At 60.8% G+C, this 20,252-nt stretch carries 16 protein-coding genes and 2 pseudogenes; 12 read left to right on the top strand and 6 right to left on the bottom strand.

Translation table 11 applies throughout. The features are described from left to right. Positions 1 to 18 precede the first annotated feature (18 nt). From AWT76_RS03475 to AWT76_RS03450, 6 genes and pseudogenes are all read right to left on the bottom strand, one after another. Positions 19 to 492 (bottom strand): annotated as a pseudogene (locus AWT76_RS03475) (hypothetical protein). Between the two features lie 98 nt (positions 493 to 590). After that, a pseudogene (locus AWT76_RS03470) lies at positions 591 to 2,766 on the bottom strand (ParB/RepB/Spo0J family partition protein). 178 nt (positions 2,767 to 2,944) lie between these two features. Then, the gene (locus tag AWT76_RS03465; protein ID WP_072244935.1) at positions 2,945 to 3,994 is read right to left on the bottom strand and encodes a helix-turn-helix domain-containing protein; all 1,050 of its coding nucleotides are present in this window, start codon (positions 3,992 to 3,994) and stop codon (positions 2,945 to 2,947) included. A 155-nt stretch (positions 3,995 to 4,149) separates the two neighbouring features. Next, positions 4,150 to 5,220: a plasmid partitioning protein RepB gene (gene repB / locus AWT76_RS03460; RefSeq protein ID WP_072244965.1), complete on the bottom strand. Its 1,071-nt coding sequence runs from the start codon at positions 5,218 to 5,220 to the stop codon at positions 4,150 to 4,152. Next, complete coding sequence (gene repA / locus AWT76_RS03455; protein WP_037239335.1) at positions 5,220 to 6,407, bottom strand: plasmid partitioning protein RepA; 1,188 nt, start codon at positions 6,405 to 6,407, stop codon at positions 5,220 to 5,222. The genes repB and repA overlap by 1 nt, the downstream gene beginning before the upstream one ends. 282 nt (positions 6,408 to 6,689) lie before the next feature. After that, complete coding sequence (locus AWT76_RS03450) at positions 6,690 to 7,571, bottom strand: recombinase family protein (RefSeq protein WP_072244933.1); 882 nt, start codon at positions 7,569 to 7,571, stop codon at positions 6,690 to 6,692. Between the two features lie 226 nt (positions 7,572 to 7,797). Between AWT76_RS03450 and AWT76_RS03445 the strand changes: the two genes are divergently transcribed. From AWT76_RS03445 to AWT76_RS03390, 12 genes are all read left to right on the top strand, one after another. Next, positions 7,798 to 8,865: a helix-turn-helix domain-containing protein gene (locus AWT76_RS03445; RefSeq protein WP_072244931.1), complete on the top strand. Its 1,068-nt coding sequence runs from the start codon at positions 7,798 to 7,800 to the stop codon at positions 8,863 to 8,865. Positions 8,866 to 9,127: 262 nt separating this feature from the next. Next, positions 9,128 to 9,469, top strand: a complete 342-nt coding sequence (locus AWT76_RS03440) for an ArsR/SmtB family transcription factor (RefSeq protein WP_072244929.1) — start codon at positions 9,128 to 9,130, stop codon at positions 9,467 to 9,469. A 3-nt stretch (positions 9,470 to 9,472) separates the two neighbouring features. Next, positions 9,473 to 10,492, top strand: coding sequence for an ACR3 family arsenite efflux transporter (arsB, locus tag AWT76_RS03435; RefSeq protein WP_072244927.1), 1,020 nt, complete (start codon positions 9,473 to 9,475; stop codon positions 10,490 to 10,492). After that, on the top strand, positions 10,489 to 10,911 hold the full coding sequence (gene arsC, locus AWT76_RS03430; RefSeq protein WP_072244925.1) for an arsenate reductase (glutaredoxin): 423 nt from the start codon (positions 10,489 to 10,491) through the stop codon (positions 10,909 to 10,911). Before arsB ends, arsC begins: the two co-directional genes overlap by 4 nt. Further along, positions 10,886 to 11,626, top strand: a complete 741-nt coding sequence (gene arsH / locus AWT76_RS03425; protein ID WP_478212690.1) for an arsenical resistance protein ArsH — start codon at positions 10,886 to 10,888, stop codon at positions 11,624 to 11,626. Before arsC ends, arsH begins: the two co-directional genes overlap by 26 nt. A gap of 46 nt (positions 11,627 to 11,672) precedes the next feature. Further along, on the top strand, positions 11,673 to 12,521 hold the full coding sequence (locus AWT76_RS03420) for a substrate-binding domain-containing protein (protein WP_072244923.1): 849 nt from the start codon (positions 11,673 to 11,675) through the stop codon (positions 12,519 to 12,521). A gap of 3 nt (positions 12,522 to 12,524) precedes the next feature. Continuing rightward, positions 12,525 to 13,955 carry a sensor histidine kinase gene (locus AWT76_RS03415; RefSeq protein ID WP_072244921.1) on the top strand — a complete coding sequence of 477 codons (1,431 nt, stop codon included), beginning with the start codon at positions 12,525 to 12,527 and terminating at the stop codon, positions 13,953 to 13,955. Next, the gene (locus tag AWT76_RS03410) at positions 13,942 to 15,189 is read left to right on the top strand and encodes a sigma-54-dependent transcriptional regulator (RefSeq protein WP_072244920.1); all 1,248 of its coding nucleotides are present in this window, start codon (positions 13,942 to 13,944) and stop codon (positions 15,187 to 15,189) included. Before AWT76_RS03415 ends, AWT76_RS03410 begins: the two co-directional genes overlap by 14 nt. Positions 15,190 to 15,357: 168 nt before the next feature. Next, entirely contained in the window at positions 15,358 to 15,879 is a 522-nt protein-coding gene (locus AWT76_RS03405) for an arsenate reductase (azurin) small subunit (RefSeq protein WP_072244918.1), read from the top strand. Between the two features lie 13 nt (positions 15,880 to 15,892). Continuing rightward, the gene (locus AWT76_RS03400; protein WP_072244916.1) at positions 15,893 to 18,358 is read left to right on the top strand and encodes an arsenate reductase (azurin) large subunit; all 2,466 of its coding nucleotides are present in this window, start codon (positions 15,893 to 15,895) and stop codon (positions 18,356 to 18,358) included. Between the two features lie 65 nt (positions 18,359 to 18,423). Next, the gene (locus AWT76_RS03395; protein ID WP_072244913.1) at positions 18,424 to 19,680 is read left to right on the top strand and encodes a molybdopterin molybdotransferase MoeA; all 1,257 of its coding nucleotides are present in this window, start codon (positions 18,424 to 18,426) and stop codon (positions 19,678 to 19,680) included. Next, positions 19,677 to 20,252 carry a nitroreductase family protein gene (locus AWT76_RS03390; RefSeq protein WP_072244911.1) on the top strand — a complete coding sequence of 192 codons (576 nt, stop codon included), beginning with the start codon at positions 19,677 to 19,679 and terminating at the stop codon, positions 20,250 to 20,252. The genes AWT76_RS03395 and AWT76_RS03390 overlap by 4 nt, the downstream gene beginning before the upstream one ends.

Raw genomic sequence — 20,252 nt, 5'->3', positions numbered from 1 at the left:
CCTCGGTTTCAGTTGGGTTCAGGCGGCCAGGTTCGCGCCCCCTGCCCTTTCGCCCTCTTCATCGCCGACGATTTCAAGTCGCGCGTTGCGGTATCCTTCCTTGGCGATCCAAAGCTCGGCCGCGGTGATGGATTCCGCCAGATGCAGCAGCTCGGTGTTGCCACCGAAGTCCAGAAGCACGCGCACCTGCCCGGGCTTCGGCTCCTCGGCCACCCTCGAAGACCAGAGCGCTGTCAGCCGAATGGCTGCGCATGATGGTGACGAGGATGACCCCGTCAGAGGCGAAATTGCCTCATGCAGCGTGAACGACGCGGGAGCTGTCCATGTCGGATAGGGCCGGGGTGGTTCCTTTTTCACAAGACGGCCCACGCCGTTCGAGCGCTCCCAGGCTGCGAGCTTCTTCGTGAAGCGTGCCGGCGGTTTGGGACTGCCGTCGGTGTAGCGAATGAGCGCCCCGAGGGGTGCTGTGTCGATGATGGTTGTTGCAGACATGATTCCTCATTCCGAATGCGGATATTCACATTTATCCTATTGATATTGTTACGTTATAGGGTGATTGGGGGCGGAATGCCCGCCCCTGCTGGAACAGGTTATTCCGCGGCCAGCATCGACGCGCCTTCAGCAGGCAGATCATCCGTCAGGAATGCGGGAAGGTCAGCTTCACTGACGCTGTCGGCCACTTCGGCATCCGCCCCCTGCCCTTCGGCACAGTCCTCACCTCCAGCGCCACGAGATCGACACGGCGCAGGACCTCGGGCAACCAGCCGCTGCCCTTCAGCAGGCGCTCAGCCTCACTGGCCATCTCGCCTTTCTTCAGGTGATCGAGGAGTTGGGCAGTCCCCTCCCCTTTCGCCTCCCGCACGGCCTCGAGGATGCGGGCCTTTGGCACGCGGTTGAGATAGGTGTCCACCGTCGGCTCCCAGCCCGCCTCGACCATATCGAGACCTGTCGCGCGCGCCACGTGATCGGCATGCGCCATCCGCCGGGTCAAACCGCCTGCAGAGATGCCTGCTCCGTAAGGATTCACCTTCTCATGCAGCGCGTTGACGCCGAAGCTGAGGCAATGCGCCAGCAGTGCCAGACGGCTGCCCTGGTCGAGGACCGTCAGATAGTCCCAGAGTGCTGCATCGTCGCCAAGCGGCAGATCGGCTTTCCATTCAGCGTGACGCTCGTCGACCAGCTTTGCCACCACGCTGTCCTTCAGATCGGGCGCCTGCGCCGACATGTAGACGTGACGCACGGATGCCTCGAGACAGCTTCCTGAAGCAGAGGAGGTGCGGAAGGTGTCCGTCACCAGCTTCAGCAGCAGCAGCGTCAGCGCGACATCCGGCGAGCGCCCGATTGCTTCACGCAGCGCCAGCGTCCGGTGGGCCGTCAACTCCATGACCAACCGCTCCGGCAGTGGCTTCAGCGCCCCGTCATCCTCATCCTCCGGCAGGTCGCCGCCAATCGGCTGGCCTCCCGACATGATGACGGTTCCGACATGAGCGGCACTGCCATGGCCATCGGTGAGATCACGATCATCCCCCTGCCCGCCACTGCAGGATCAGTGGCATCCTGGACCGCGGTCTCCTCAACGGGCTCATCCTCTGGACGCACATATCCGCGATAGACTGCCAGCGCGCCGTAGCGGTCGAGCGTGACGAACGCCCCTGCCCGCCCGATCTCCTCCGCGTCGAAGATCAACGGCCGAGTCTCAATCTTTTCCATCTCCGCTTCCAACACGCCAAGCCGCGTGTCTATCTCGTCAGGCAATTCATCCTGACCCGCGTATTCCTCTTCCAGCGCCCGATACTCGGCGAGCAGCTTGGCATGGGCCGCACCTTCGTCATCCGTCATTGGCGCCGGATCACCGGCCAGGGACCGCAGGCCGTGGCTGTAGCCGTAGGGCAGGTCCAGTGCGACCTCGATCCACTTCCAGCCCTCAACCGCAACCGTCTCAGCCTCGGCCTGGAGTTTTTCCACCACCAGCCGATCGAGCAGGGCAGGGTCTTCGAGCCACCCGCCGTCATCGCCTTGGAACAGGTCATGCAGCATCGTGCCACCCGCCGCTTCATAGGCCTCAACACCCACAAAGACCGCGCGCCGGTCAGACGCCCGGACCGAGGTCTCGGTCAGCATGCGCCGGATCTGGAACGGCTCCTTGTTCCAGGATGAATGGATCACATCCCAGACCTGAACCTGACGCGCGTGATCAGGGTTCACGGTGAAGGCCATGAGCTGCTCCAGCGTCATGCCATCCTCGGCATAGATCTCAAGCAGGGCAGGGGCGACGGAGGCGAGCTTCAGGCGCTGCTTCACGATCTGCGGTGTCACGAAGAAGGCGGCAGCAACCTCTGCGTCGCTCTGGCCCTTGTCCCGCAGCGCCACAAACGCGCGGAACTGGTCGAGCGGGTGCAGCGCGACGCGCTGCATGTTTTCTGCAAGGGAATCGTCTTCGGCGAGGATCGCGGACCCCGCATCCCGCACGATGCAGGGAATGGGCGTGGTCTTCGCCAAACGCTTCTGTTTCACCAGCAGGGACAAAGCCTGGAATCGGCGGCCTCCCGCTGGGATCTCGAACTTGCCGGTCTCGGTCCCATCATCATTCAACACGTGCCGCACGCTCAGGCTCTGCAAGAGGCCACGGCGGGCGATGTCTTCGGCCAGTTCTTCGACGGACACGCCAGCCTTGATGCGCCGCACGTTGGCCTGGCTCAGAACCAACTTGTCGAAGGGGATATCCCGCGAAGGGGACAGAGTGATTTTCTGGACAGCTTTCGTCATCAGATCTTCTCCACGACGGGCGCCGGAAGCCACTCTCCCGATCTCACTTCCCGTCACCCTCAAACCAACACTCCTTTCACTCTCGATGACCTTATGGTTGGAACTATCCGGGAAAATTCGCCGGAGCATCGAAGACTACGCTCAATCACAAGCTGGTTGAGTGAGCGTGATAAGACCATCACGTCTTTTGCCTCATCATTGCGTCTAGGTAGGCGTTGGTGTTCCTCACCTGTCCTGCGCTGGCTCTCAAAATTAATTCGTCGAGCGCAATAAGGAGCAGCCCTGGACCTCTTTCTCTTAGGTGTCTCATGATCCTGCCTTGTTCTATTCTCAGCAATTTCCCAACATCAGCCAACATGTTCACAACGGATTGATGGTTTCTTGGTTCATGTGGGAAGAAGTCCGATATGTTTTTCAGGTCCGTCCAAGCGATAGTTGTTGGATCTCGGCGTTCCCTAAAACCAGAACTGCTGTGTGCACCTGTAGTTTCCTTTTTTATATTCAATCTTGTGGGTTCTACGTGCCGGACATTTTGTCCGTCGTCGCCGGACATTTGGTCGGGTATCGTTTCCTGAGCTTCACGGTTTCCGGCCGGAAACTCTCTGATGGTCGCTCCGGCCAACTCTGCCAACTTCGTGATAAGTTCTATGATTTCTTCGGCTTTGAGAGTTGCACGGCGTAGGATGTTGCGCACGTTTTGGAGAAATGTGAATGTCTCATCATCGTTTGCTTGGCGCAAAGCTTCGACACGAAGAGCCAGCGCCTCCGCCCTAAGCGACCGTAGCTCTTCCTGATCGTCGACAAGTTGTTTTGCGTGTTCTGTGAGCTCACTTTCCCGATCAAACATTGGCTGTAGATCGAAGCCAAAGGCATCTCTGATCAATCCACCGTAGCGAAGTGGGAACCGTTTGCGGGTTGCGCTATCCCTACGTTGGATCAAATTGGCGTCCACGAGGCGTCCGATACACCGTCGGATCGTTCTCTCGTTCAGACCGTTCGTTCTCTCAGACAACGATGCGTTTGAGGGGAAGACGGTAGTCATTGAAGCTGTTTGTCCGGCCTTCTTCGGCATGAAGCTGATTAAGGCCTGCAGTGTCACAAGATCATTTGGTGTCAAACCGAGTTCTTTGCGAAGCGTTCGGATCGGCTCGATGACCCTGTACGGGTTCGTACAGGGCAAAGGAGATCGTTCCGCCACGGCGGGTGTGTGAGAAAATACCTGTCTCATGGTGATGTCGGCTGAAAAAGCTTCCCCGTTCACCGCGAACGGTGTTGAAAACGATTCGGCTTCGGGGTATCAATCAGGTGTCTAAGCTAATCGAGGCCCTTCGGAAGCACTGCTTTCGGGGGGTCTTTCCTTTTCTGGCCTGTCCTCCTTTCTGCTCAGTTTTCGTTATCGTCTATGTCAGGACCATCAAGATCCTGATCCTTACCGGAGACTGGGTTACCTATGGGTTCCATTTTCTCTGGGGTATTGTTCTGTCCGGGACCAGCAGCCTTCGCATTCGCCAACGCGAGAAGAGCGGACTCTGGATTCTCAGAGATCCACTTGTGAAGCCCGTCATCTCCGTTCTTGACGGTGATGATCACGTTTCTCTTGGTGACCTTCACCATCCCGAGTTCTGTCTGGATTGCCGGTGGGGCAGGGGGCTTGTGCTGTTTCAGGAGCCCTTCGAACACCGCAAAGCGTTCGTCGGAGGTCTTGCCTGAACCTCTGGATTCCATGAGAGCATCATGGAATTCTCGGTTTCCGGCCGGAAACCCTTCATCTCCAGAGAAGCCAAGGCTCTCATAAGACTTTGCGGCAGCATACCAACGATCCCGTCCAACCCCGGGTGCCGCCCCGATCTTTTGGATGAGTTCAGTCGGAATACAGGAAGTGACTTGTTTCATGCGAGCAAGTCCCGTGAGCTTGTCACCGGCTTTTCTGGCTTTCTGATCGATGTTGAGGGCGTCACAGACCAGCCCCTCATCCTTGCCGGACTCTATGAGAGAACGTGCAAACAGGGCTTTTTCAATCCAGCTGAGGTCTTTTCGAAAGCTGTTCTCTTGGCCTTGTGCAAGAATCGCTTGATCCTCATCCAAGCCTCTGATGAGAGCCTTTGCAGGCTTGCCGATAAGTCGAAGGGCAGCTAATCGCCTGCGCCCATAGATGATCCTGTATCGCCCCCCTTCGGGGCTTAGAAGTATCGGGATAAGCTGTCCCTGCTTGTCAATACTTTCAGCCAGTTCCCTGATGTCATCTTCTTCATCCAGGGCCAGACGATCCTGGAACTCGGAATCATCAATAAGGTCGGTACTGATTTCTTGAATTGAAGATTGTGCCGCATCCTGAAGAGAACGGGCCATTCCCGAAAGGGCAGGCGCTCGTGACTGGGTTCGAGTCGGAGAAATCGACGAGTTCTCCTGCTTTTCTTCATCCTCGGGAATGTCGAATGTGACTTTGCGGGCCATTACTTGCGCCCCCATGCCGTTTTGATGAGCCCTTCGACCTCCGCCACAACCCCGTTGATGGACTCGATAGCCCGATCGTACGTCTGGCGATGAAAATCCGTTCTGGCGATCTCGAACAGTGTCTGTTGCGTGAGCCCAGCGTCAGAGACTGCAGAAGATTTCAGGAAAGGCTGTGTAAGAACGTCATCCGTGAACATGGTCCGTAGGAATGCCGCCATCTGGGTTTGGGGGCCGTCATTTGGCTCGAAACGAGTGATTAGAAACCTCATGAAGTCCCAGTCGGGCGATGCGCCCACATCAGCAATTGTTGCCATTAGGCTGGATGTGAGCTGCAGGAATTGGGCCATCGAGGCGACGTCAAGCATGCTAGGAATGACAGTGACGACAAGGGATGTCGACGCTACCAAAGCTGATAGTGTGGTAAACCCGAGTTGGGGTGGGCAGTCGATGACGACAATGTCGTAGTCTGTCTCGACTTCATTAATGCAAAGGGCAAGCCGCTGATAGAACGGCGGCCTGATATTGTTTCGAAGGGCGTGTGCGGTTTCGGTCTCGAACTCAGAGAGCAGCAAGCCGGCCGCAGCTAGATCGAGGTTGTGGAAATACGTTTTGCGCACAACGTCTCTAAAGGGGATAGGGTCCTCGTATCGTAGTGCATCGTACACCGTTCCGGCTTCAGGGAAGTCGATTTCCGGCCGGAAACCGAACATGGTGGTCATTGAAGCTTGCGGGTCGAGATCGATTGCCAGAACTCGATAACCGTCAAGGGCGAGCTTTTGGGCCAAATGGATCGCCGTTGTCGTCTTTCCTGCGCCCCCTTTGAAGTTGGCGATCGAAATGATCTGGATATGCTCCCCTTCCCGACGACGAGGAACGATATGCTGGAACTTGGTGCTTGACCGGGCAATTTCGTGGCGCGCTATGTCGATCTGCTCTGCAGTGTAGAACCTGCGGCCGCGGGCATCCGTCTCGATGTCACCGAGATCGAGCTTGTCCTCGAAGAACATCTTCCGCAGAAAATCCTGGCTTACCCCGAGGATCTGAGCAACCTCCGTGGATGAGAACCGTCTGAGAGCCTTTCGTTCATCAGGTAGAAACGACTTGCGCATATTCACATCAAGCGATTTGCTTAGACGTGTCGCCATCGTTTGGATCTTTTGATCCATTCTGATCCGCTGCTCGTTCATGCCCGTCCCGCCGCCCGTCTTCCGGGTCTATCTTGAGAAGGAACGCAAAACCGCCGGAAACTGATGGTTAGCGTTCTTCCGCAAAAATGTCAGGAAAGCGTTTGACAGGCAAGGATTTTTTCAAATGGTGGGCCGGCACCCGATGAAATCATTGATTTACAATGACTTATCATATTTCGTGGCTCCAGAGCGTCAAGCGCTTGTGTCGCTGCCATCTCTTAAACGCAAGATGTACCCGATTCACATAGGTGGTTTTGCTTCCAAAGACCGAATCTGAGTCTCTCAAATCATTCCCAGCTTCTCGGCCCGCTCCAACAGCATCTTCACCGACGAAGGCTGCCAGCTTGTCCGCCCGCGGGGCGTGCGCTCGCGCATCGCTTCCAGCCGGGTGCAGATCGCCTTAAGCGTGATGTCGGGATCCGCCCCCTTGATCGCAGCAACGATGGCGGGCAGGCGGTCGTCGGTTTCGCGGCGCCCGGCGCGGGCCAGCACCTCGGCAGACAGGAAGCCGTCGCGGACATAGGCCTTCACAGCGCGCAAGAGACGGCTTTGGGTCCAGCGACGCGCCTCGGGCAAGGGGCCGTTGATGATGCGCACCACGTCCTCCCAAGCCAAGTCGGGGCGCAACCGTCGCACATGGGGCACCCAGTCCTGGGCAGTCTCGTTCAGCCGCTCCATGTAGCCGTCCTGTCGTGCAAGCCGCACCTTGCGTAGCGCAGCCGGATCCCGGGCGCGCAGGCCAGGGTTTCCGCCGACCCGCCCCTTGGTGCGCGCGCTGGCAAGCCCAGCCTTGGTGCGTTCGCGGATCAGGGCGCGCTCGAATTCGGCGGCTGCACCCAGAACCTGCAGCGTGAACTTGCCTTGCGGGGATGCGGTGTCGATCGGGTCCTGGATCGAGCGGAAGAAAGCACCCTTGGCCTCCAGCCGCTCAATCACCTCCAGCAGATGCGACAGCGACCGCGCAAGCCGGTCGATGCGCACCACCACCAGCGTATCGCCCTTGCCGATCCGTTCCAGCACCCGCGCCAGCACAGGCCGCGCACGATCACCGCCAGAAGCCTGCTCCTCATGGATCTCGGCGCAGCCTGCGGATTTCAGGGTCTGCGACTGGGGCAGGGGGGTCTGATCCTCGGTCGATACTCGCGCATAGCCGATCAGGGGCATCAAAACAGGCCGTTTGCAGTTTCATATACCGTCAATAAACGACCGTTTGTAAACGAATGCAAGGGCGCTTTCTTTGGCCCTGCTCAATGGAAAGCCCTTGGTTTCTATACAGTGAGCGCGATCAGAGAGCCCTCGCCGACCATCGCCTGCGCGTGCTATATAAGGAGTGTGAGCGCACTCCGACAAAACCCTTGGGTAAAGTGCAAAAATTAGATATTTTGCACATATGAAGCCCCAAGACCCTGTCTTTTATGGTAAATGTGATGCTCACTTTCTCGACGCTGAGGAGGTGGAACAGCGGTCTGAGGACGATCTTTGGTTCCTGCCCGGCCCCATGGAAGAGGAGCTGGAGTATTTGCCGCCCGGACCACGGGCCGAACCGCGTGAAGCCGAGGTCCTCGACGATTGGCGGAAAGCAGAGGCGGGTCATGCCGCGCGTCTTGCCCGTGTGGCCGGTCGCCTCGGCGCACTGGATGACCGGGTTAAGCGCGGCCCGGAAGGATGGCGGCACAGGCTTGCCCTGATCGAGGCCGCCGACCTCAGCTGGTTCGCGGGTGACCGCATCGGCCCGGATCGGCTGGCGCTCTGGATCTCCATGCGCCTGTCGGGGGTGCAGGACGACACCGCCGCGTTAGCGCGTGTCGGTTGGGCGGTGCGGCGGCTGACAGGTGGTCCGGGACCGGAGGTGGACCTTTCCGCCTTCCTTGACCGCCGCGACCCCGAAAACCTCGCCGATGAGGCCGAACCGTTTGCAGATCGCGCAGACGGTTGGCTGGACCTGACGGCGCAAGCTGCGGAACTGCATCCGATCACCCGTGCCTGCATGGGCTTTCACCTCTGGAGCCTCGCGGGTCTCGGACAGCAGGGCGATCGAATGGAAGCGGCAGTCACTGCGGCGCGAATCGCGGTGAGCGATAGCAAGGGGGCAGTCTTTGCGCCTCTTGCCATGGGTGGGGCAGGGGGGCTGCGCGCTGGCGGCTCACCCGCTGACCGTCTGGCCCGGTGGCTTGAAGGGATGGAGACCGCCTGCCTGACCGCAATGCGGCACCTTGACGATATCGAGGCATGGTCAGCACGGGCAGAAACCGAGATGAGCCCGCTCTCGGGCCGCACGCCCCCAGCTTTGTGCGCTGTTCTGACCGAATGGCCACTTGTCTCAGCCCCGATGGCCGAGGCTCTGACCGGTGCTAGTCGCGCCGCCGTCCAGCGTAACCTTGCCTGGATGGAGGAAAAGGGTCTGGTCCGCGAGATGACCGGGCAGGGGCGGTATCGGATGTGGCGTGCGGCAAACTGACGGTACTGAACGGGACCTCACCGGTTGGGTCACAGGATCGACACGCCATTCATGACTTTGCTCAAGCTGTGCAAGACGATGATCCGGAGAACGCAGATGCGGTAGGGGATCAGGCGCTGGAAAGCGCACTCTCCGACGGAGACCGCAGGGTTTGACTGTCCTTTGGTCGAGCCCTCCACCCAGTCGCCCATGAATTTGCTTGCATCGGCATTTGCGAAAGCATATCGGTAAACGACGATAGGCGATTTTGAATGAGGCCAAGATGACGGTTCTCCAGCAAGACCTTGAGGACATGAGAATGGCGGCGATAGCCAAGGCCCTGGGGCATCCGGCGCGGTTGAGGATATTGCGGCTGCTGGCACGGACACCTGGTTGTATTGGCGGCGATATTGTCGAGGCTGTCGGCCTGGCGCAGTCCACGGTTTCCGAACACCTTCGTATCCTGAAGGAGGCGGGCGTCATCGAGGGGCAAATCGACCCGCCGCGGGTCTGCTATTCGCTCAGCCCCGGGGCCTTGCAGCCGCTGTCGACACTGATTGAAGCACTCGACGTCATTCGCAGCGAAACCGATTGCTGCGTAACCCCTGCTAAAGCCCAAGGGTGATCAATGTCCCTTTTTGAACGCTATCTGTCTGTCTGGGTATTGCTGTGCATCGTCGCGGGCATTGTGCTGGCGTCGCTGATGCCGGGCCTCTTTGCGGCGCTGGCAGCGCTGGAATACGCTTCGGTCAACCTGGTGGTCGCTGTCCTGATCTGGGCGATGGTCTACCCGATGATGGTCGCCGTGGACATCGGCGCGCTGAAAGGCGTGGGCCAGCGCCCCAAGGGCTTGATCATCACAGTGGTCGTGAACTGGCTGATCAAGCCCTTCACCATGGCCGCCCTTGGCGTCCTGTTCTTCGAGCATGTCTTTGCGGGTCTGATCAACCCCGCCGATGCAGGCCAGTATATCGCAGGGTTGATCCTGCTGGGCGCTGCGCCGTGCACGGCCATGGTGTTCGTGTGGTCGCAACTGACCAAGGGCGATCCAAATTACACGCTGGTTCAGGTGTCGCTGAACGATGTGATCATGGTGTTCGCCTTTGCGCCCATCGTGGCGCTGCTGCTTGGCGTGACCGATATCGCCGTGCCATGGGAAACGCTGGTTCTGTCTGTCGTCCTCTATGTCGTTCTGCCGCTGGCGGCGGGCGTTGTCACCCGGTCCCGATTGATGCGCCGCGGTGGAGAGGGGGCCGTTTCCGCCTTCACAGCGCGGATCAAGCCTGTCTCGGTTCTCGGATTGCTGATGACTGTCGTGCTGCTGTTCGGGTTTCAGGGCAGCGTCATCACCGGCAACCCGCTCCTGATCGTCCTGCTGGCCACGCCGATCCTGATCCAGTCTTACGGAATTTTCGCCATCGCCTATTTCTGGGCCTGGCGCTGGAAGGTCCCGCATAAGGTGGCCGCGCCCTGTGCGCTGATCGGCACATCGAATTTCTTTGAACTCGCGGTGGCCGTCGCGATTGGCCTTTTCGGCCTCAATTCCGGTGCGGCGCTGGTGACGGTGGTCGGCGTTCTGGTGGAGGTGCCGGTGATGCTGTCACTCGTCTGGTTCGCCAACCGTACAAGGGAGCGCTTTGCGGCATGAGTGTGGTTATCTATCACAATCCGGACTGCGGGACATCCCGCAACACCTTGGCGATCCTGCGCGCTGCGGGCGTCGAGCCAACGGTGATAGACTACCTGGAGACAGGTTGGACGCCTGCGCAGCTCTTGGGCCTGTTCGCTGCGGCCAACCTGACCCCCCGGGAGGCACTGCGCGTTGCGCGAAGCCCTGCAGAGTCGTTGGGACTTACCGCGCCCGATGTACCGAATGAGGTTCTCCTCGCTGCGATGGTGGAGCACCCGATCCTGGTCAACCGGCCCTTCGTCTGCACGCGCAAGGGCGTTCGGCTGTGCCGGCCGTCCGAAACCGTTCTTGACGTGCTTGACACACTGCCGCCGGGCCCGTTTGCGAAGGAAGACGGGCAGCTCATCATCGATGATCGGGGAAATCGAATTGTCTGACGACCTGACAATGCCCCAGCTTGATGAGCAACACTTCCGGTCCATCGACCGCGAACGCCTGCGGCCCCCGGCCCTCAGCGCGCATCCGCCGCGTATTCTGATCCTCTATGGATCGCTCAGGGCTCGTTCATTCAGCCGACTGTCTGCAGAAGAGGCTGGGCGCATCCTGACGCGGCTGGGGGCAGAGGTGCGGTTTTTCCATCCGTCCGGTCTGCCGCTGGTTGATGATGGGGTCGATGCGAGCCACCCAAAAGTCCGCGAGCTGCGCGATCTGGTGGTCTGGAGCGAGGGCATGGTCTGGTCAAGCCCGGAACGTCACGGCGCCATGACCGGGCTGATGAAGACGCAGATCGACTGGATCCCGCTGTCCGAGGGCGCCGTGCGCCCGACGCAGGGAAAGACACTGGCAGTGATGCAGGTCTCGGGCGGATCGCAGAGCTTCAACGCAGTGAACCAGATGCGGCTGCTCGGGCGCTGGATGCGAATGCTGACCATTCCCAACCAATCCTCGGTCGCAAAGGCATTCCTTGAGTTCGACGAAGCTGGCCGCATGAAACCGTCAGCTTATTACGACCGCATCGTCGATGTGATGGAGGAGCTTGTGAAATTCACGCTTCTGACCCGTGACAGTGCGGACTACCTTGTGGATCGCTATTCCGAACGCCGCGAAAGCGCGGCTCAACTGTCGGCGCGGGTCAATCAATCCGGTCTGTGATTGGCAGCAGCGACCTGGTTCCCGGCCAGGGGAGGGGCCTGAGACCATGGAGTATTCAATCGGTCGACGCACTTTCGTCGGAGCGGGCCTTGCTGCCGTCATCGCTGGTCATGCATCGGCGCAGCCTGTCTTTCGCCTTGGACTGACCCCGGTCTTTCTCGACAATGATGCAGCCATCATTGACGGCCTGCGGCGCGCTTTGTCGCGCGGGATGGGGCGCGAGATCGAACTGGTTCAGCGGCGAACCTATCAAGAAATCACCGGTCTCTTGCTGGAGCGCAGTGTCGATGCGGCATGGCTTTGCGGCTATCCCTATCTGCAACACGCCGATCTGCTGGATCTTGTCGCCGTGCCTGTGTGGCGCGGTGGCCCAAGGTATCAGTCTTATCTCATTGTCGGGACAGAGGACGAGGCAGCAAACCTGACCGACCTGCGCGGTGGCACGCACGCATTTTCCGACCCGGATTCGAACTCTGGCTACCTTGTGACCGCGACCGATCTCCATCGGTTGGGAGAGCAGGTCGATAGCTTTTTCAGCCGGTCCATCTTCACGTTCGGCCATCGCAACGTGGTGCGCGCCGTTGCAGATGGCTTGGTGCGGTCGGGCAGCGTAGATGGCTATGTCTGGGAAGCGCTCTCGGTGATCGAGCCAGAACTCACGTCGCGGACGCGGGTGATCGCCCGGTCGGAATGGCTAGGCTTTCCTCCGGTCTGCGCGCGGCGCGACAGCCTAGGCTTGGAACCGGTTCGGGCCCTTCAGACTGCGTTGATGAGCCTCTCCGAGACAGAGGAAGGCAGAGTTGCGCTCACATCACTCCTACTCGACGGGTTCCAGCTCGCGACAGTCGGCCTGTTCGACGGCATCGCGGACCGCATGGCCGATCTGGAGCCCTGAAGCATGAAGTGGCTTGCCCCCATCCCCCTCTCCATCAAGTTGCCGCTTCTTGCAGCGGCAATGATGGTTCTTGTGGGCACAGTGGCCTCGCAACAGGTATTGCGGTCGCTGGCGCAGGTTCAGGACGCACGGATTCAGGAACTGGCGCGGATGCATGTCGAGGGGTTGTCGGTCGCCCTCGGGCCCTTGGTGCTGCGGCATGACATCTGGGAGGTCTACGATACGCTCGACCGGGCCGCACAGGCTGGTGAGGGGCGCCGAATGGTCCTGACTGCCGTTGCAGATGAGCGCGGACGGGTGCTGGCGGCGACCGACCCCCGGCGCGTTCCGATGGACAGCGATATCGCAGCGCTTGCCGGTGATGCGGTGGCGCTGGATAACCTGTCGGTAGATGGTGCCTCACCTGTTGTCAGCCTTCTCGCGCCATTGACCTATCAGGGGCGCACGGTGGGGCAGATCGCAACCGAACTGGATGTCTCCGACCTATTGTCAGAGCGCCGACAGGCCTTGCTCTTTCTGATCATGGGTAATGCTATTGCCATCGGCCTTTTGTCGACAGTCGGCTTTCTGGCGATACGATGGATGCTCAAGCCCGTCACGACGCTGGCCCGCCAGATGACCGAGACGCAAGGCGAGCCGCATCCCATCCCGGCCTCTGACATCCCGCAGGGCGATGGCGAAATCTCAAGGCTGGCGCGCACCTACAATTCGATGGTTGGCGCAGTGGCGGCCAAAGCTGAGGCAGAAAGGCGCCTTGCAGAACGCGAACGGTTCGTCGCGCTTGGCCGTCTGTCATCATCACTGGCGCACGAGATCAACAACCCGCTGGGCGGGCTTCTGAATGCGACGGACACGATCCGCAGCTTTGCCGACCGTCCCGAGGTGGTGCGACAATCAGCGGACCTGCTCGACCGCGGCTTGCGCCATTTGCGGGATGTCACGCGGGCGACGCTCGACCAGAACCGCATGGACCCCGAAACCCGTATGCTGACCCCCGATGATTTCGAGGACATCAAGCTGCTTATCCAGCCCGAGGTGTCGCGGCTTGCCTTGGACCTTGAGTGGTCCGTCGACCCATCGGCGGTCACAGGGTGCTGCGTCCCCGCAGGACCCGTGCGACAGATCGCGCTCAACCTGCTCTTGAACGCCTGCGCGGCGGCTGGCCAATCCGGGCGCGTCGGGCTGATCGCTTGTGCAAAGGGCGGCACCCTGATCCTCCAGGTTACGAATACCGGGCCCGCCATGCCGAAACCCGCGTTGGACCGTCTGCTTGATGACGGCCCCCTGTCGCCCGGAGGCGGCGTCGGGTTGCGCCTGGTCCGCGACCTCGCAAGAAATCTGGGTGGCGCTATCAATCATGTGCATGAAAACGGCGAAACGCGCATCGCTGTCAGCCTGCCGACATCATGGGAGGCGCACGATGCTGAAGGATAGATACATCGTTCTTGTCGAGGACGACGAGATCATGGGCGGTTCGCTGCTGCAACGGCTGGAACTGGAGGGCGCCGAGGTTCTGTGGTTGAAGCAGATGGTGCGTGCCCTCGGTGCGATCCGCACCCCCAAGAAGCCGATCGACGCAGTGATCTGCGATATTGGCCTGCCGGACGGGTCGGGGGAAGAGTTGTTCTCGACGCTGCTGCGCACCGGCGCGCCGCCGCCCTTCCTCTTCATCACCGGGCAAGGTGGCATCGGTCAGGCGGTCCGGCTGATCAAATCGGGCGCGGCTGATTATGTGACAAAGCCGTTCGAAATGTCAGTCTTCCTCGAACGACTGAGCCTGCTCGTCGAAAACCGCGAAAAACCTTTTCGGGACGATGACTTTCCGCCCGTGATGGGGGTCTCGGTCGCAGCACGCCGGGTCGAAGCGCTGATCGCCAAGGCTGCAACGGAAAGCCAACCTGCGCTGATCCGAGGCGGTCCCGGAACCGGCAAGGACCTGGTCGCCCGACGTATCCATGACCTGTCGGACCGGTCCGCGGCCCCCTTTGTCTCCGTAAATCTCGCCCGCGAGACCCACTCCGAGGCGGCATTGTTCGGCCCCGCCAGCGGGTTCGATGCCGTGGGTGAAGGAACCCTGTTCATCAACGCCGTCAGTAAGATGCCCGTACAGGTCCAGACGCGCCTGTTGAAACGGCTGGATCAAGATTTCGACGGCAGGCTCATAGCGGCCTGTGGCAACGACCTTGAGGGGCTGATCGAGCAGGGCAGTTTCAATTCGGAATTGTTCTACAGATTGGCGCGGATCGAAATCCCGATACCCCCGCTCGGCACTCGCCCCGAGGATGCCGTCTGGCTGCTGCAGCAGCTTTTTCGCAAGCTGGCGCCTCGCCATGCACCGGGGTTGGTCGGCATCGGTGCGCTTTGCGAAGAGGCCGTGCGCAGCCATGACTGGCCGGGTGGCGGCCGGGATCTGCGGGCAAGATTGCTGCGCGGGCTGGCCATGGCGACAGGGCCGCTCTTGCAGCCTTCGGATCTCTTTCCCGAACGGCTTGCAGGGCCGGACGAGATGATGTCCTTGGCCCAAGCCCGTGAAGCAGCAGAGAAGGCACAGATCATTGCCGCCCTCGACCGAACGGATGGCCAGATTGGCGAGGCGGCAAAGCTCTTGCGGATCGCCCGCACGACGCTTTGGGAGAAGATGCAGAAACTTGGGCTGTCGGGATCCTGATAGATCCCGTTGCGTGTGTTCGGATTTCCGAACATCGAATTTTCCAATTTAAAATCATGGGATAGCCGCAGCGCGGCATGCCTCCCTGTGCCGTCGCGCGCACTGAAAGCACGCGTTAGGCTGATGGCAATCATCCAACACTTGATGAGCCAGGGAGGAGTCCAGCCAATGAAGTGCAACAAGTTGGTCGACGCAGGACGTCGACAGTTTCTGAGAGGCGGCGTGATGGCGACGGCGGGCGCCGTTGCAGCCACTGTGATGACACCGGAGCAGGCCAAGGCGCAGGCACTGGCCCGCGTCGATTATCCGGCGAACCGCCTGGCCAACGTCGCTGACCTCGTGGTGAATGAACCGCTTGATGTTGCCTATCCCGATGCCGACAGCCCGGGTGTGTTGCTAAAGCTCGGTCAGGCCGTAGAAGGCGGGGTCGGGCCCGATGGCGATATCGTGGCGTTTTCAGTTCTCTGCCCGCACAAGGGCTGGCTGATGAGCTACTCGGCGGACGACAAGACGCTCAACTGCCCCGGCCACCATTCCCGCTTCGATTGCGAATCCGGCGGTCAGCAGATCTGGGGTCATGCGACCAGCAACCTCGCCCAGTTCCTGCTACGGGTGGATGGCCAGGGCGACATCTACGCCGAAGGCGTGGGCGAGCTGATTTACGGCCGCCTGTCGAACGTTCTGGCATAAGGGAGAGAGATCAATGGCTTACAAGAGACAGATCGACCGTCTGCCGATCATCCCCGCAGACGCAGACGAGTTCAACGTGACCTGCCACTACTGCATCGTCGGATGTGGCTACAAAGCCTACACTTGGCCGATGAACCGCCAAGGCGGCACGGCCCCGAACCAGAACAAATTTGGCGTCGACCTGAGTGAACAGCAGTTCATGGAAACGGAGGCTTGGTATGCCCCCTCTATGTACAACGTCGTCCGTCAGAACGGGCGCGACGTGCATCTGGTGGTGAAACCCGACGCGAACTGCGTGGTGAACTCGGGTTTGGGTTCGATCCGGGGCGCGCGCATGGCGGAAAACCGGCCGTCTCGGGTGACCGGAACGCAACAGCAGCGCCTCAGTGATCCGCTGGTCTGGCGCAACGGTGTCTGGCAACCCACGTCCTGGGACGATGCCCTCGACCTCGTGGCACGGGTGACGGCGAAGGTCGCGGTGGAAAGGTCTGAGGACGACATCGTGGTGTCGATGTTCGACCACGGTGGCTCTGCGGGGGGCTATGAAAACACCTGGGGCACCGGAAAGCTCTATTTCGAGAGCATGAAGATCAAGAACTGCCGCATCCACAACCGCCCCGCCTATAATTCCGAGGTCCATTCCTCGCGGGACATGGGCGTGGACGAGTTGAACTACGCTTACGAGGACTACGAGCTGACCGACACGATCTTCATGGTCGGTGCGAACTCGATGGAGACCCAGACCAATCTTTACTTGAACCACATGGTCAAAGGTCTGCAGTCCGGCGCGAAGATGATCGTCGTCGATCCGCGTCGCACGCTGACCATCGCGTCCTCGGAACAGTATGCTGGCCCCGAGAACGTCCTGCACCTCGCGATTGCGGAAGGCACGGACATGGTGCTGTTCAACGCTCTGCTGACCCATATCGTGGATCAAGGCTGGGTCGATGCGGAGTTCATCGCCAACTCGACGTTCCAGGGTGGCGAAGCCGTGGCGCAAGACGAGGCGCATCCCGCAGGCCTTGGCAGCCTCGACTACGCGATGCAGACATGCCGGACTTCGCTGGCCGAGGCAGCGGAAATCTGTGGCGTTCAAGCCGCCGACATCCAGAAGGCGGCCGAATGGATTGCCCAACCTCATGATGACGGCAGCCGCCGCAAATGCGTGACCTGCTACGAGAAGGGCATCATCTGGGGCAACGACAATTACCGCACGATCGGCGCGCTGGTGAACATCGCGCTGGCAACCGGTAACATTGGCCGCGAAGGTGGTGGTGCCTGCCGACTTGGCGGTCACCAAGAGGGATATTTCCGCCCGGCCGAAGGCCATGTTGGACGACCGGCGGAATATGTCGACCAGTTCCTGATCCGGGGTCTGGGCGGCGTGCACCACATCTGGGCTTGCGACCACTACAAGACGACGCTGAACGCATCCGAATACAAGCGCGTGCACAAGCGCCGGTCCGACATGGTCAAGGATGCGATCGACATGGCCGCGGGCGGAACCCGGGAACAGGTGGTCGATGCAATTGTGTCGGCGATCAATGCCGGTGGCCTCTTCGTGGTGGATGTGGACATCATCCACAGTCAGATCGGCCAGAACGCCCATGTGATTTTGCCGGCATGCGAAGCCAACGAGATGAACCTCACCTCGATGAATGGCGAGCGACGCTTGCGGCTGTCCGAGAAATATATGGACCCGTTCGGCAATTCGCTCCCCGATGCGCTGATCGCCGCGAAGATGGCCCAAGCCATGGAGCGCGTTCTCCGCGAGATGGGCGAGGATGCCTATGCCGACCAATTCCAGGGCTACGACTGGGAGACTGAGGAAGACGCCTTCATGGACGGCTATGGCCGAGCCCATACGGCGGTGACCTACGAGCGTCTGCGCGCCGCTGGCAACAACGGCGTGCAAGAACCGGTCGTGGGCTACGAAAACGGCCAGCTCGTCGGCACCACGCGTTTGTATACCGACGGCGTGTTCACCCGGCATGGGCGAGAGGATGGCAAGGCGCTGTTCTGTGCTGCGGGCTGGCGTGGCTGGCAGGCCCCGGGCAAGGCCCGGGAACAGGCTGCGCACCGGTTCTGGATCAACAACGTCCGCGCCAACATCTTCTGGCAGAACCAATTCCTCGACCAGGACAACGACTTCGTCCAGGACCGCTACCCGCATCCCTTCGTCGAGATGCATCCCGATGACATGGTCGAACTGGGCCTGAACCCCGGCGACCTGCTCGAGATCATCAACGACAACGGCGTGACGCAGGGTATGGCCTATCCGATGCCGACGCTGAAGCGGAACACGGTGGCGATGGTCTTTGGCTCGCCCGCGGGCAGCCAGGGCAACGTGGTGAACCCGGGCGTGAACGAGTTGGTGCTGCCGGATTACAAGCACTGCTGGGGCGATATCCGCAAGATCTCGGATGCGACGGCCCAGACCCGGGGCATCTCGTTCAAGTCGCACGAGATCATGCTCTGATCCAATGATTGCGGCCCGCTCCCGATATCGGGGGCGGGCCTTTTTCCTTGGGAGGGGGGAAAGCCATGTCCAGTCTTGCCGCCTGTTCGACGGGCAAATCCGGGCCGACCCTGTCGGTCGATGCTGCCCGCCTTCGTGCCATCGCCGCCGCCTGTCCGGTTGCCGGGCAAGACGTGCTGCCGATAGATCAGGCGGTCGGTCGCGTGACGGCCATCCCGATCACGGTGGCTCATGCGTTGCCGCCCTTCGACAATTCCGCGATGGATGGTTATGCCCTGCGCCTGTCGGATCTGACCGGCGACGGCCCATGGCACCTGCCCGTGTCCGCCCGCATCGCAGCAGGTGATGCCCGCGCCCTGTCTCTTGCGCCGGGCACGGTGGCCCGGATCTTCACCGGGGCTCCTGTGCCTTTCGGGGCCGATGCGGTCGTGATGCAGGAACAGGTCACGCGGACCTCCGACAGGATATCGCTGACAGAGCGCCCGCGCCCCGGGCTGAACATCCGCCGCCTGGGTGAGGATGTGGCGCAGGGCGCGCAGGCTTTGGCCGCCGGTCTGGCACTGACCCCGCCGCGTCTGGCGCTGCTCGCTGGCTGCGGCGTCGCCTCGCTCGCCGTGCGCCCGCGTGTGCGCGTGGCTATCCTATCCACTGGCGATGAGCTTTCCGAGCCGGGCAGCACCCTTGGACCTGGGCAAATTTACAACTCCAACCGGGTGTTTTTGCGGGCAACCCTGTCGCGTTTTCCTTGGGTCCACCTGACCGATCTCGGCATCGTACCGGACGATGCCGCCAGCATCCGAACGGCGATCCGACATGCCGCACAGTCCCATGATGTGGTGATTTCATCGGGTGGCGTCTCGGCGGGCGAAGAAGATCACATCCTCGACGCGTTACGTCTCGAGGCGGCTGAACTTGATGTCCTCAAGGTCGCGATCCGCCCCGGCAAGCCATTGACTGTGGGCCGCCTTGGGCGAGCGCTCTATTTTGGGTTGCCGGGCAATCCCTATGCGGCCGCAATCACCTTTTCCCAGATCGCAAAGCCTGCCCTGCGGCGCGCAGCGGGGCTGATGGAAGAGCCCGACACCTGGCTGCCTGCCGTCGCAGGCTTCACCTATGCCCGGGCGACCGGTCGGCGGGAATATGTGCCCGTCAGGTGGGATTGCCGGGACACCTTCGGTCGGCCGGTCTTGACAAGGCTTGGGCAGGGCGCCTCGGCCTCGATGTCGCCCAGTGCGATGGCTATGGGGATCGCCGTCATCCCTGCGGAAATCGACATGGTCAAACCGGGCCAGTCGTTGACAGTCGAGCCTTTGTGCGAATGACGGATATACTGGAGCACATCCTGTCACGAAGGTCCGTTGGGCCCCGGCATTTGTCAGGACCAGACCTGACGCCCGCGGAACTTGCGGTCTTGGCGACCGCTGCAGCCGCAGCGCCCGATCATGGTGGTCTGTGCCCCTTGCACCTCGTTCATGTCCCTTCCTGTCAGCGGGCTGCCTTGGCCGAGGTTTTTGCGACGGCTGCGCTGGAAGCCGATCCAGCGATCGATGCTGCGACACTGCAATCTGCGCGGGATCGAGCGCTGGTGGGCCCCTGTCTGATCGCCGTTTTGGCCAGGATTACGCCAGACCACCCCGTCATTCCGGTCGAGGAGCAATGGATCAGCGTCGGGGCGGGGTTGCAGAACCTGCTGCTGGCTGCGTTGTCGCTCGAACTGCATGCCAAGCCATTGAGCGGCAAACGGATGCGCTCAACGGCACTGCGAGAGGCCTTTCACCTGTCTGCCGACACGCATCTGGCCGCCTTTGTTGTTCTCGGTCGCCACAATGGCCCACGGACTGAGAGGCCAAGGCGCAAGGCTTTGGAAATCTTGCAGACATGGTGCCCTGACTAG

Source organism: Roseibaca calidilacus (assembly GCF_001517585.1).
GTDB classification, from domain to species: domain Bacteria; phylum Pseudomonadota; class Alphaproteobacteria; order Rhodobacterales; family Rhodobacteraceae; genus Roseinatronobacter; species Roseinatronobacter calidilacus.
This window is presented reverse-complemented; position numbering and strand designations above follow the sequence as displayed.